The organism is Xanthomonas sp. CFBP 8443 (assembly GCF_025666195.1).
Lineage (GTDB): Bacteria > Pseudomonadota > Gammaproteobacteria > Xanthomonadales > Xanthomonadaceae > Xanthomonas_A.
The window spans coordinates 3,820,668-3,833,232 of the sequence record NZ_CP102592.1 but is presented as its reverse complement, the minus strand read 5'-3'; the positions used below and the strand labels follow the sequence as shown (position 1 = coordinate 3,833,232).

The 12,565-nt window shown below is 69.2% G+C and carries 10 protein-coding genes; 6 read left to right on the top strand and 4 right to left on the bottom strand.

Annotated features, from left to right (window positions below; all coding sequences use genetic code 11):
* The first annotated feature begins 90 nt into the window (after nucleotides 1-90).
* Nucleotides 91-921: a DUF3014 domain-containing protein gene (locus NUG20_RS16025; RefSeq protein WP_263395426.1), complete on the top strand. Its 831-nt coding sequence runs from the start codon at nucleotides 91-93 to the stop codon at nucleotides 919-921.
* Nucleotides 922-1,108: 187 nt separating this feature from the next.
* Here NUG20_RS16025 and NUG20_RS16020 read toward each other — a convergent pair whose 3' ends face one another.
* A complete protein-coding gene (locus NUG20_RS16020) occupies nucleotides 1,109-1,813 on the bottom strand; it encodes a glutathione S-transferase (protein WP_263395425.1) in 705 nt (234 codons plus the stop codon).
* A 358-nt stretch (nucleotides 1,814-2,171) separates the two neighbouring features.
* Between NUG20_RS16020 and clpB the strand changes: the two genes are divergently transcribed.
* Together clpB and NUG20_RS16010 are read left to right on the top strand one after the other, a co-directional pair.
* On the top strand, nucleotides 2,172-4,757 hold the full coding sequence (gene clpB, locus NUG20_RS16015; RefSeq protein ID WP_263395424.1) for an ATP-dependent chaperone ClpB: 2,586 nt from the start codon (nucleotides 2,172-2,174) through the stop codon (nucleotides 4,755-4,757).
* A gap of 172 nt (nucleotides 4,758-4,929) precedes the next feature.
* Nucleotides 4,930-6,216 carry an O-acetylhomoserine aminocarboxypropyltransferase/cysteine synthase family protein gene (locus NUG20_RS16010; RefSeq protein ID WP_263395423.1) on the top strand — a complete coding sequence of 429 codons (1,287 nt, stop codon included), beginning with the start codon at nucleotides 4,930-4,932 and terminating at the stop codon, nucleotides 6,214-6,216.
* Nucleotides 6,217-6,405: 189 nt separating this feature from the next.
* Here NUG20_RS16010 and NUG20_RS16005 read toward each other — a convergent pair whose 3' ends face one another.
* A complete protein-coding gene (locus tag NUG20_RS16005; RefSeq protein WP_263395422.1) occupies nucleotides 6,406-7,155 on the bottom strand; it encodes an SDR family NAD(P)-dependent oxidoreductase in 750 nt (249 codons plus the stop codon).
* A 97-nt stretch (nucleotides 7,156-7,252) separates the two neighbouring features.
* On the opposite strand from NUG20_RS16005, the gene NUG20_RS16000 reads away from it, so the two are divergent.
* Nucleotides 7,253-7,627: a winged helix-turn-helix transcriptional regulator gene (locus NUG20_RS16000; RefSeq protein WP_263395421.1), complete on the top strand. Its 375-nt coding sequence runs from the start codon at nucleotides 7,253-7,255 to the stop codon at nucleotides 7,625-7,627.
* 9 nt (nucleotides 7,628-7,636) lie between these two features.
* Here the strand turns inward: NUG20_RS16000 and NUG20_RS15995 are convergent, their stop codons facing one another.
* Complete coding sequence (locus tag NUG20_RS15995) at nucleotides 7,637-8,437, bottom strand: AraC family transcriptional regulator (RefSeq protein WP_263395420.1); 801 nt, start codon at nucleotides 8,435-8,437, stop codon at nucleotides 7,637-7,639.
* Between the two features lie 68 nt (nucleotides 8,438-8,505).
* On the opposite strand from NUG20_RS15995, the gene NUG20_RS15990 reads away from it, so the two are divergent.
* Nucleotides 8,506-9,732: an MFS transporter gene (locus NUG20_RS15990; protein WP_286038013.1), complete on the top strand. Its 1,227-nt coding sequence runs from the start codon at nucleotides 8,506-8,508 to the stop codon at nucleotides 9,730-9,732.
* A 77-nt stretch (nucleotides 9,733-9,809) separates the two neighbouring features.
* Nucleotides 9,810-10,694: an AraC family transcriptional regulator gene (locus NUG20_RS15985; RefSeq protein ID WP_263395419.1), complete on the top strand. Its 885-nt coding sequence runs from the start codon at nucleotides 9,810-9,812 to the stop codon at nucleotides 10,692-10,694.
* Nucleotides 10,695-10,778: 84 nt separating this feature from the next.
* Here the strand turns inward: NUG20_RS15985 and ybaL are convergent, their stop codons facing one another.
* A complete protein-coding gene (gene ybaL / locus NUG20_RS15980; RefSeq protein ID WP_263395418.1) occupies nucleotides 10,779-12,464 on the bottom strand; it encodes a YbaL family putative K(+) efflux transporter in 1,686 nt (561 codons plus the stop codon).
* Nucleotides 12,465-12,565: the final 101 nt, after the last annotated feature.

Here is a 12,565-nt window from a genome sequence, read left to right as displayed (position 1 = left end):
TGCGGTGTGGCTTAACGCCGCCCCACTCGCCGCGGAACCAGGACCGCCGCACCGGGTCACACCCCTGTGTTCCGCAAGAGGTGCGATTCCATGCAGACCCGACACGCGCGCTGGCCCTGGGCCGTGGTGGCGCTCGCCATGCTCGCGGCGGCCGCCTGGCTGTTCCGCGACAACCTGGGCGGTCTCGGCACGCCCGCCGCGCCGACCCCTGTCGCAGCGCCTGCGGCCGGCACCGCGCCAGCGGCTGCACCTGCACCGGCCGCTCCGGCGCCGCCGCCGATCCAGCATCCCATCGCGCCTGCCGACCCCGCTGCCGCCGACGCGGCGATCCCGGCGCTGGCCGACAGCGACGCGGCGGCGTGGGCCGAGCTGGTGACGCTGGCCGGCAGCGATGCACCGCTGGCGCTGCTGATCCGCGACCATCTGGTCCAGCGCGCGGTGACCATGATCGACAACCTGCCGCAGCGCCGCGTTGCCGCGCGCACCCTGGCAATGAAGCCGGTGCCTGGACAGCTGCAGGTCGACACCGATGCGGCCGGCGCCAGCACCGTCGCGGAGGCCAATACGCAGCGCTACGCGCCCTACGTGCAGGCCTTCACCCACGCCGATGCCGGCGCCATGGTGACCGCGTACCGGCGCTTCTATCCCCTGTTCCAGCAGGCGTACGTGGAGCTGGGCTATCCGCAGGGTTATTTCAACGACCGCCTGGTGCAGGTGATCGACCACCTGCTGCAGACCCCGGCGGTACCCGCTGCGCCGGCGGTGGTGGCCGATGCGCGCACCGGCAAGTACCGCTTCGCCGATCCTGCGCTGGAGTCGCTGTCGGTCGGGCAGAAGGCGCTGCTGCGCCTGGGGCCGGCGCAGGCCGAGGCGGTGCGCAAGCAACTGCAGGCGATCCGTGCGGCGTTGATCAGGACCTGAGGGCCGTCCTGGCCGGCTTCGGTACCGTGGTTGTGGAACGCCTTCGCATTGCTGCAGGAATCATGTGGGAGCGACTTCAGTCGCGACGGGCTTCACCGGCAATGCCCGTCGCGACTGAAGTCGCTTCCACAGGAAGACGTCATGCTAAAGCCCAGGTTTGAAAGCAGACCTCACGGTTCGCCACACCTCACCCATCCAACTCCGGATAACGCCGGAAAATCCCGTTGTCGTTGAACGGCAGGCGCCGCGGCGAGGCCAGGTAGGCGGCGACGCCGGGACGCTCGGAGACGCGCTGCTGCAAGGCGCGCAGCTGCGGCAGCTTCGGCGAGAGTTTCTTCATCGCGCCGGGGAACGCGTAGTCCAGTCCGCTCATCAGCTGGAACAGCGACAGATCCACGTAAGAATGCTCGCGCAGCGCATGGCGCCCGCCGCCCTGGACCAGCACCTGCTCGAAGTAGCCCAGGAATTTCGGCAGCCGCTGCGTGCGCAGGTCTTCGGCGCGGCGCCGCGCTTCGGGCTTCTGGTCTTCGTAGTACAGCGCGCTGGCGATGGGGTGGTGGCTGTCGTGGACCTCGGTCACCAGGTCGGCGATGGTCAGCTGCAATTGCAGCGCCTGCAGGCGCCGCGACTCGCTGTCCGGCACCAGTCCCAGCGGCGGACCCAGGTAATGCAGGATGTTGGCCACCTGCGCAATCACCTGCCGCCCGGCCTTCAGGAACGGCGGCGCGAACGGCCGCACGCCCGGCTGCTCGCCGTCGAGAAAGGGCTGCAGCACAGCGTCGCCTTCTTCGCGGGCGACGTCGCGGTAGGCCGCGCCGGCATCCTCCAGCGCCAGTCGCACGAACTCGCCGCGGCCCTGGATGCCGGTCCAGTAATAGAGTTCGTAGTGCATTGCGGCTCCTGTGCGGGATCGTTCGGAACGTGCAGGGTAGGGGGACGACCGGTAGCGGCGTGTGACCGCAGCGCGACGGACTGCGCCCGTGCCCGCGGCGCAGGAGTATCCGCAGCCGCGGGCATCGCCGGCGCATGCGCGCAGATGGGCGGAGCCGGCGGTGATCGCGCATCGACGCGAGGCCCACGTTGCAGCCCCTCGCGCGCGCCGGGCGCGGCTCCCGCCGATCCTTCCCGCGAGCGGCCCATGCGTCGCGAGGGTGTATACAGACGGTCCCGGCGGCCTTGAAACATGCCGCGCCAACCGCATCTGACTAGCATGCCGGCACGGCCGGCCCTTCATTCAGAGGAACTTCCCGATGCGGATGGACAAGCTCACCTCGCGTTTCCAGCAGGCGCTGGCCGACGCCCAGTCGCTGGCCGTGGGCCGCGACCACACCATCGTCGAGCCGGTGCACGTGTTCACCGCGCTGCTCGACCAGTCCGGCGGCAGCACCCGGCCGTTGCTGGCGCAGGCCGGCGTCAACGTACCGGTGCTGCGCGAGCGCCTGGGCGAGGCGCTGGACAAGCTGCCCAAGGTCAGCGGCCAGCCCGGCAACCTGTCGATCGGCAACGATCTGAGCCGGCTGCTCAACCAGACCGACAAGCTGGCGCAGCAGCACAACGACCAGTTCATCGCCAGCGAATGGTTCGTGCTGGCCGCGGCCGACGACGCCGGCGCGTTGGGCCTGGCGCTGCGCGCCGCCGGCGCCGACAAGAAGAAGCTCGAAACCGCCATCGACAAGCTGCGCGGCGGCGAGACGGTGCAGTCGGAGAGCGCCGAGGACCAGCGCCAGGCGCTGGAGAAATACACCATCGATCTCACCGCGCGCGCCGAGAGCGGCAAGCTGGATCCGGTGATCGGCCGCGACGAGGAAATCCGCCGCACCATCCAGGTGCTGCAGCGGCGCACCAAGAACAACCCGGTGCTGATCGGCGAGCCCGGCGTCGGCAAGACCGCGATCGTCGAGGGCCTGGCCCAGCGCATCGTCAACGGCGAGGTGCCCGAAGGCCTGCGCGGCCGCCGCGTGCTGTCGCTGGACATGGGCGCGCTGATCGCCGGCGCCAAGTTCCGCGGAGAGTTCGAAGAGCGGCTCAAGGGCGTGCTCAACGACCTGTCCAAGACCGAAGGCCAGGTGATCCTGTTCATCGACGAACTGCACACCATGGTCGGCGCCGGCAAGGCCGACGGCGCGATGGACGCGGGCAACATGCTCAAGCCGGCGCTGGCGCGCGGCGAGCTGCACTGCATCGGCGCCACCACGCTGGATGAATACCGCAAGTACATCGAGAAGGACGCGGCGCTGGAGCGGCGCTTCCAGAAGGTGTTCGTCGGCGAACCGACCGTGGAGGACACCATCGCCATCCTGCGCGGCTTGAAGGAGCGCTACGCGGTGCACCACGGCGTGGAGATCACCGATCCGGCGATCGTCGCCGCGGCCACGCTGTCCAACCGCTACATCAGCGACCGCCAGCTGCCGGACAAGGCCATCGACCTGATGGACGAGGCCGCCAGCCGCATCCGCATGGAGATCGACTCCAAGCCGGAGGAACTGGACCGCCTGGAGCGGCGCCTGATCCAGCTGAAGATCCAGCGCGAAATGCTGAAGAAGGAAAAGGACGAGGCCTCGCGGCAGCGCCTGGCCGACCTGGAAAGCGACATCGACAAGCTCGAACGCGAGTTCTCCGACCTCGACGAGGTGTGGAAGTCGGAGAAGGCCGCGTTGCAGGGCGCGACCAGGATCAAGGAGCAGATCGAGCAGGCGCGAGTCGAACTGGAAGCGGCGCATCGGCGCCAGGACTACGCCAAGATGAGCGAGATCCAGTACGGCCTGCTGCCGAACCTGGAGAAGCAGCTGGCCGCGGCCGGCGATGCCGAGCATCACGATTTCACGCTGGTGCAGGACCGGGTCACCGCCGAGGAGATCGCCGAGGTGGTGTCGCGCTGGACCGGCATCCCGGTCAGCAAGATGCTCGAAGGCGAGCGCGACAAGCTGTTGCGCATGGAAGACGAGCTGCACCGGCGCGTGGTCGGCCAGGAAGAGGCGATCAAGGTGGTGTCCGACGCGGTGCGGCGTTCGCGTGCCGGCCTGTCCGATCCCAACCGGCCCAGCGGTTCGTTCCTGTTCCTGGGTCCGACCGGGGTCGGCAAGACCGAGCTGTGCAAGGCGCTGGCCGAATTCCTGTTCGACAGCAGCGAGGCGATGATCCGCATCGACATGAGCGAGTTCATGGAGAAGCATTCGGTGGCGCGGCTGATCGGCGCACCTCCGGGCTACGTCGGCTACGAAGAGGGCGGCTATCTCACCGAAGCGGTGCGGCGCCGGCCGTATTCGCTGATCCTGCTCGACGAGGTGGAGAAGGCGCACAGCGACGTGTTCAACATCCTGCTGCAGGTGCTCGACGACGGCCGCCTCACCGATGGCCAGGGCCGCACCGTGGACTTCCGCAACACCGTCATCGTGATGACCTCCAACCTGGGCTCGCACCAGATCCAGGAACTGAGCGGGGACGGCAGCGCGGAGGCGTACACGCAGATGAAGGCGGCGGTGATGGGCGTGGTGCAGGCGCATTTCCGCCCGGAGTTCGTCAACCGGCTGGACGACATCGTGGTGTTCCATCCGCTGGACAAGGCGCAGATCAAGTCGATCGCGCGCATCCAGCTGCACGGCCTGGACAAGCGCCTGGCCGAGCGCGGATTGAAGATCGAACTCAGCGACCGCGCGCTGGAACTGCTCGGCAACGTCGGCTTCGATCCGGTGTACGGCGCGCGGCCGCTGAAGCGCGCGATCCAGTCGCAGCTGGAGAACCCGCTGGCGCAGCAGATCCTGTCCGGGCAGTTCCTCAGCGGCGACACGATCCGGGTCGATGCCGAGGGCGGACGCCTCACGTTCGTGAAAGCCTGACGCGTTGCCGATCCTGGCCCATGGTGCGCTCGGCGACGGCCGAGGCACCGTCGGCGTGCGGCGGCGCTCCTAGCGTCGCCGCCACGGCGGCGGCATGAGCTCATAACCGCAGCTTTGCATTCGCCGCCGCGCATGGCGCTATCGTCTCGGCTCCTCTTGCCGAGACCCGCCCATGTCCGACCCGAACTGGAAGCTGGAAACCATCGCCGTGCACGGCGGCTACCGTCCCGATCCGACCACGCGCGCGGTGGCGGTGCCGATCTACCAGACCGTGGCCTATGCCTTCGACGATACCCAGCACGGCGCCGACCTGTTCGACCTGAAGGTGCAGGGCAACATCTACAGCCGCATCATGAATCCCACCACCGACGTGCTGGAGCAACGCATCGCCGCGCTGGAAGGCGGCATCGGCGCGCTGGCGGTGGCGTCCGGGCAGGCGGCGGTGACCTATGCGATCCAGACCATCGCCGAGGCCGGCGACAACATCGTCTCCTCCAGCGCGCTGTACGGCGGCACCTACAACCTGTTCGCGCACACGCTGCCGCTGTCGGGCATCGAAACCCGCTTCGCCGACTACCGCGAACCCGACGCGTTCGCCGGGTTGATCGACGAACGCACCAAGGCGATCTTCGTCGAGTCGATCGGCAACCCGCGCGGCAACGTCACCGATCTGGAGGCGGTCGCCAAGGTCGCGCACGCGCACGGCGTGCCGCTGATCGTCGACAACACGGTGCCCACGCCGTACCTGCTGCGGCCGATCGAGTTCGGCGCCGACATCGTGGTGCACTCGCTGACCAAGTACCTGGGCGGGCACGGCACCAGCCTGGGCGGGGCGATCGTGGACTCGGGCAAGTTCCCGTGGGCGGCACATGCGCAGCGCTTCCGTCGCCTCAACGAGCCGGACGTCAGCTACCACGGCGTGGTCTATACCGAGGCGCTGGGCGAGGCCGCCTACATCGGCCGCGCGCGGGTGGTGCCGTTGCGCAATACCGGCGCGGCGCTGTCGCCGTTCAACGCGTTCCAGATCCTGCAGGGCATCGAGACGCTGCCGCTGCGGATGGACCGGATCAACCAGAACACCTTGGCGGTGGCTCGGCACCTGCAGAGCGAGGCCAAGGTGGAGTGGGTGAACTACGTCGGCTTGCCCGGGCATCCGGAGCATGCGCTGGCGCAGAAATATCTGCGCGGACACGGCTCGGGCGTGCTCACCTTCGGCCTGCGCGGCGGCCGCGCCGCCGGCGCGCGCTTCCTCGATGCGCTGCAGTTGTTCACCCGCCTGGTGAACATCGGCGATGCGAAGTCGCTCGCCACGCATCCGGCCTCGACCACGCATCGCCAGCTGTCGCCGCAGGAACTGGAACGCAGCGGCGTCAGCGAGGACACGGTGCGGCTGTCGGTCGGCATCGAGCACATCGACGACCTGCTCGCCGATTTGCGGCAGGCGCTGGCGCAGGCCTGAGTCCGGCGCTGGTAGAGGCCGGAAACGCTACCCATAGAACCAGCTCGGCGGCTGGCCGAGTTGGCGCTTGAGGCCGTCGCAGCCGGGTTCGGCCATGCGTCGGCGAAGCGGTCGCCAGCGGGCCAGCCGTCGTTGCCCGCGCGACGGCCGCCGCCATCGGCCGCCGCCGCCCGCAAACGCGCGCCAGACTCAGACCTGGGCGAACCCGCCATCCACGAACACTTCGCTACCGGTCATGAAGCTGCTTTCGTCCGACGCCAGGAACAGCGCCGTCGCCGCCACTTCTTCCGCACGGCCGATGCGCTCCAGCGGGATCTGCGCCGTCATGCCGTCGACGATCGCCTCTTGCTGGCCGGTGCCGGAAAGCGCCAGATCCAGGCCCGGTGTCGCGATCGGCCCGGGCGACAGGACGTTGACGCGGATGCCGGTGCCTTTCAGGTCCAACGCCCAACTCCTGGCGAAATTGCGCAGCGCGGCCTTGGTGGCGCTGTACACGCTGAAGGCCGGGGTGCCCATCGTGCCGGTCGTCGAGCCGGTCAGGATCACCGAGCCGCCGGCGCGCATCAGCGGCAGCGCCTTTTGCACGGTGAACAGCGTGCCTTTGACGTTGATGCCGAAGGTGCGGTCGAACGATTCTTCCGTGATCGCTCCGAGCGGCTGGAACTCTCCCAGCCCCGCATTGGCGAACAGCACGTCGATCCGGCCCTTGGCGGCTTCGACCTGAGCGAACACGCGGTCCAGATCGTCCAGCCTTGAAATGTCGCCCTGGATCGCGACGGCGTCATGGCCGATCAGGCGCAGCGCCTTGTCCAGTTCTTCCTGCCGGCGCCCCACGATCACCACCTGGGCGCCTTCGGCCGCAAAGCGGATGGCGCTTGCCAGGCCGATCCCGCTGTTGCCGCCGGTCACCACTGCAATCTTGCCGCTGAGCCTGCTCATGTCTGCACTCCGAGAAAGTCGAGGCGCAACTGTAGATCTCGGCTATTATTTTGAATAGTATGCACCATTAGGTAAGTACCTTGGAGCGACCGATACCATGGCGAACAACAGCACCTTCAGTTGCGGGCTCGCGGCCGCCCTGGCCGTGGTTGGTGGCAAGTGGAAACCCCTGGTTCTCTACTATCTGGCCAAGCGTGCCCACCGCTACGGCGAATTGCGGCGTGCGATCGGCGGGGTGACCGACAAGGTGCTGATCCAGCAACTCAAGGAGCTGGAGCGCGACGAGATCGTTGCGCGCATCGACTTCCAGGAAATCCCGCCCAAGGTCGAATATTCGCTGACGCCTTTCGGGCAGTCCCTGGCGACCGCGCTGGGCGGGCTGTGCGAATGGGGCACCGAACACATGCGCACGGTCGAGCGCATCAGCGGACGCCGCATGCCCGCGTCGCCGGATCCGAGCCTGCCACGCTGAAGGACACGACTAGCGGAAGAACTGGCTCGGCGGCTGGCCGAACTGGCGCTTGAACATCGCGGTGAACGCGCTGGGGCTGTCGTAGCCGAGTTCGACCGCCACGTCGATGACGCGGTCGCCGGCAGCCAGCCGTTCCAGTCCGCGCAGCAGGCGCTGCTGCTGCCGCCATTGGCCGAAGCTCATCTGCAACTCGCGCCGGCACAGGCGCTGGATGGTCTTGACGTCCACGCCCAGCCGCACGGCCCAGGCGTGCAGGGTGGTGGCGTCGGCCGGGTCGGCATCGAGCGCGGCGGCGATACGCAGCAGGCGCGCATCGTGCGGTTGCGGCAGGTGCAGCGGCAGCGCGGGCAGGGCATGCAGCTCGTCCAGGATCAGCCGCATCAGGCGCCCGTCGCGCGATTCGGCGGCGTGGTCCCAGGGCACGCTGGCGGCGCTGCGGATCAGTGCTTCCAGCAGCGGCTCCACCGCCATCACCGTGGGCTGCGCAGGCATGCCGGCGATCGCGCCCGGGCGGATGTACAGGCTGCGCATCCCCAGCGTGCCGACGCAGCGCACGCTGTGCACGGTGCCGGCCGGCATCCACAGCGCGCGGGTGCTCGGCACCACCCAATGGCCCTGGCCGGAGCGCACCACCATCAACCCGTACAGCGCGTAGACCAACTGGTGGCGTGCATGCCGGTGCGGGGCGATGACGGTGTCGCTGGGATAGTCGGACGCCTTGCACACCACGTCGGCCGGCGCGTCGTCCACGCTCCACGCCCGCGGCGTCGCGGCGCGGAAGCTGTCCTTTTCTCGACGAGTGATGGGCATGTTGCGCAGGAAGGTCGCGGCGACGCAGCCTACCATGCGCGCCGTCCCCCCTCATTGCCCGGTCCGCCATGTCGAGCCCGCGTCCTGCCGCCGCCACCGTTCCCGCCGTCGCGCCCCGCCCGATCGTGGCCGGCGTGCTGGCCGCGATCACCTCCTCGCACCTGATCAACGACATGATGCAATCGCTGATCCTGGCGCTGTATCCGGTGCTCAAGGGCCAGTTCGAGCTCAGTTTCGCCCAGGTCGGGCTGATCACGTTGACCTACCAGCTCACCGCCTCGCTGTTCCAGCCGCTGATCGGGCTGCGTACCGACCGCCGCCCGGCGCCGTACTCGCTGCCGCTGGGCATGACCTCCACCCTGTGCGGCCTGTTGCTGCTGGCGTATGCGCCGAGCTTTGCGATGGTGCTGCTGGCCGCGGCGCTGGTCGGCATCGGCTCGGCGATCTTCCATCCGGAATCCTCGCGCATCGCGCGGCTGGCCTCGGGCGGGCGCCACGGGCTGGCGCAGTCGGTGTTCCAGGTTGGCGGCAACACCGGCACCGCGCTGGGGCCGCTGATCGCCGCGGCGGTGATCGTGCCCAACGGCCGCCACGCAGTGGCCTGGTTCGGCGCCGCGGCGCTGCTCGGCATCGCCTTGCTGTCCTACGTCGGCCGCTGGTACGCGTTGCACCTGCAGGCGGTGCGCGCCGCGCCGCGGCCGGCGGTGGCGGCGCCGGCGTTGCCGCGCAAGACCGTGGTGCGGATCGTGGCGATCCTGCTGCTGCTGATCTTCTCCAAGTATTTCTACATCGCCGGGCTGAGCAGCTACTACACGTTCTACCTGATCCAGCGTTTCGGGGTGTCGGTGCAGAGCGCGCAGCTGCACCTGTTCGCGTTCCTGCTGGCCTCGGCGCTGGGCACGCTGATCGGCGGTCCGGTCGGCGACCGGATCGGGCGCAAGCCGGTGATCTGGGTGTCGATCCTGGGCGTGGCGCCGTTCGCGCTGGCGCTGCCGTACGTCGGTCTGCATGCGGCGACCGCGCTGACCGTGTTGATCGGCTTCGTGCTGTCCTCGGCGTTCTCGGCGATCCTGGTGTACGCGCAGGAAATGATGCCCGGCCGCATCGGCACTATCTCCGGGCTGTTCTTCGGCTTCGCCTTCGGCATGGGCGGGCTGGGCGCGGCGGTGCTCGGCCTGCTCGCCGACCGCGAGGGCATCGTGTTCGTGTACCAGGCGATGTCGTATCTGCCGCTGCTGGGCATCGTGGCGGCGCTGCTGCCGGCGCGGCGCGTGCCGCCGCCTGACAGGTTGTAACCGCGATCGCGCAAGATCGGGACCGCCACGCGGCCGCCGCCATGGGAGGCTGTGATCCTCGTCCATCGGAGCCCACCATGAACATCGCCGTACGTCACGCCTACGCACGCGCCATCGAGCGCGTCATCGCGCACCTGCAGCAGGTGGTACAGGACAACGCTCCGTTGCCGGACCTGGCCGAGCTGGCGGCGGTGGCGCACCTGTCGCCGTTCCATTTCCATCGCATCTACCGCGCGCTGACCGGCGAGACGGTCGGCCGGACCGTCGCCCGGCTGCGCCTGCTGTGCGCGCTGCAGCTGTTGGGCGGCACTGCGCGGCCGGTCAGCGAGGTGGCGTTGGCGGTGGGCTACGAGACCTCGCAGGCGCTGGCGCGCGCGTTCCGGCAGGCGCTGGACGCCACCCCGAGCGAACTGCGCGCCGCGCCGGAACGGCTGCAGGCCAAGCAGCGCGAACTGGCGCAGCCGGTGGTGGCGGTCGACGCCGCGGCGCCGCTGCAGGTCAGCGTGCTGACCCTGGCGCCGTTCGAGCTGGTGGTGCTGCGCAAGCGTGGCGCCTTCGACGATCTCGACCGCGGCTTCGGCCGGCTGTTCGCCTGGGCGATGCGCGCCGGCATCGCCGAGCGGCTGGAGCGGCTGGTGGGCATTCCGCTGGGCGACCACCGCGACCTGCCGCCGCGCGAACTGGAATTCGACTGCGCGATGGGATTCGCCGCTGCGGTCGATCCGCCGCCGCCGCTGCAGCGGCGCGTGCTTGGCGGCGGCCTGTACGCGGTGCTGCGCCACGTCGGCCCCTACCACGAGCTGGACGCCGAGGTGGACCGGTTGATCGCCGGCTGGCTGCCGGGCAGCGGCCATCTGCTGCGCGATCAGCCGCTGCACTTCCATTACCTGGACGATCCGGAGGAAGTGCCGGCGTCCATCCTGCGCGCGGACATCTGCGTGCCGGTGCAGGCCGCAGGATGACCGCAGCGACGCCGCGCGGCGTCGTCGGAATCCCGGTCCCTGCCTCTCCCGCGACAGCCGCCGCGTAACGGGAACGGTTCGACCCTAGGCCGGCGTGGTCTGCTTGCGCAGTGCGCGGTACGGCGGCGTCGCCATCACCATTTCGGCCAGCGAATAGGCCAGCTCGCGCTCGGCCATCACCGTGCCGTCGGCGCCGTGGTCGAGCAGGTGCTTGACCTCGGCATCGCTGTGCGCGCGCGCCAGCAGGGTCAGTCCCGGATTCAGCGCGCGCAGCTTGGCCAGCGCCTCGCCGGCCTCCAGCGGTTGCGGGATCGCCAGGATCGCGATCTTGGCCTTCTCCGGATGCGCCTCGGCCAGCACCCGGTCGGCGGCGGCGCTGCCGCGGATGCCGGGGATGCCGTCGGCATGCGCGCGTTCCACGTGTTCGCGGTTGTCGTCGATAACCAGCACCGGCACGCCGCGCTCGCGCAGCACCGCGGCCAGGGTGCTGCCGACCCGGCCATAGCCGATCACGATGGCGTGGTCGACCAGGTCCAGCGACGGCCCCGGCGGCAGTTCCGCTTCCACCGTCACCGGCGCGTCCACCGCCTGCCTGGCCTGCCAGCGGTCCAGCCAGGTGAACAGCAGCGGGTTGGCGATGATCGACAGCAGCGCGCCGGCCAGGATCAGGTCGCGGCCGGTCTCGGGCAGGATCGCCAGGCTCACCCCGAGCCCGGCCAGGATGAAGGAGAACTCGCCGATCTGCGCCAGGCTGGTGGAGATGGTCAGGGCGATGCCGGTGGGATGGCCGAACGCGCGCACGATCACGAACGCGGCCAGCGACTTGCCCACGGTGATGGTCAGGAACGTGGCCAGCACCTGCCACGGATGCTCGAGCAGGATGTGCGGGTCGAACAGCATGCCGACCGAGACGAAGAACAGCACCGCGAACGCATCGCGCAGCGGCAGCGAATCGCTGGCCGCCTTGTGGCTGAGTTCGGACTCCTTGAGCAGCATGCCGGCGAAGAACGCGCCCAGCGCGAACGACACCCCGAACAGGGTGGCCGAGCCGAACGCCACGCCCAGCGCGATGGCCAGCACCGATAGCGTGAACAGCTCGCGCGAGCCGGTCGCGGCGACCTTCTCCAATACCCACGGGATCGCGCGGCGGCCGACCACCAGCATCACCACCACGAACGCGGCCATCTTCAGCAGGGTGATGCCCAGTGCGCCGAGGATCGCACCGCTACCGGCGCCCTTGCCGCCGAGCGCGTCGGCCAACGCCGGCAGCAGCACCAGCGCCAGCACCATCACCAGGTCCTCGACGATCAGCCAGCCGACCGCGATGCGCCCGCGCTGGGTTTCCAGCAGGCGCCGCTCTTCCATCGCGCGCAACAGCACCACGGTACTGGCCACCGACAGCGCCAGGCCGAACACCAGCCCGTGCAGCGTCGGCCAGCCCATGCTCCAGGCCAGCCCCCAGCCGAGCAGGGTGGCGACCGCGATCTGCGCCAGCGCGCCGGGGATCGCGATCCACTTCACTTCCATCAGGTCTTCGAGCGAGAAGTGCAGGCCCACGCCGAACATCAGCAGCATCACCCCCAGTTCCGACAGCTGGTTGGCCAGCGCCTGGTCAGCGACGAAGCCGGGAGTGAACGGGCCGACGCAGATGCCGGCCACCAGATAGCCGACCAGCGGCGAGAGCTTGAGGCGATGGGCGAGCGCGCCGAGGACGAAGGCGAGGGCGAGCCCGACCGCGATGATGTCGATGAGGCTGGTGTCGTGATGCATTCAGATTCGCAGAACAGGGATGCCCGGAGTTTGGCCGATACGGCTTTTGTCGGCAAATTCCAGCCAATCGGCCGAGTTACGGAGAACGCCTGCCCGCGCGT

Coding starts and splice junctions, on each gene's coding strand:
- NUG20_RS16010 (WP_263395423.1), top strand. CDS start 4,930: ATGTCCGACCCGAACTGGAAGCTGGAAACCATCGCCGTGCACGGCGGC.
- NUG20_RS16025 (WP_263395426.1), top strand. CDS start 91: ATGCAGACCCGACACGCGCGCTGGCCCTGGGCCGTGGTGGCGCTCGCC.
- NUG20_RS15990 (WP_286038013.1), top strand. CDS start 8,506: ATGTCGAGCCCGCGTCCTGCCGCCGCCACCGTTCCCGCCGTCGCGCCC.
- NUG20_RS16020 (WP_263395425.1), bottom strand. CDS start 1,813: ATGCACTACGAACTCTATTACTGGACCGGCATCCAGGGCCGCGGCGAG.
- NUG20_RS16000 (WP_263395421.1), top strand. CDS start 7,253: ATGGCGAACAACAGCACCTTCAGTTGCGGGCTCGCGGCCGCCCTGGCC.
- NUG20_RS15985 (WP_263395419.1), top strand. CDS start 9,810: ATGAACATCGCCGTACGTCACGCCTACGCACGCGCCATCGAGCGCGTC.
- clpB (WP_263395424.1), top strand. CDS start 2,172: ATGCGGATGGACAAGCTCACCTCGCGTTTCCAGCAGGCGCTGGCCGAC.
- NUG20_RS15995 (WP_263395420.1), bottom strand. CDS start 8,437: ATGCCCATCACTCGTCGAGAAAAGGACAGCTTCCGCGCCGCGACGCCG.
- NUG20_RS16005 (WP_263395422.1), bottom strand. CDS start 7,155: ATGAGCAGGCTCAGCGGCAAGATTGCAGTGGTGACCGGCGGCAACAGC.
- ybaL (WP_263395418.1), bottom strand. CDS start 12,464: ATGCATCACGACACCAGCCTCATCGACATCATCGCGGTCGGGCTCGCC.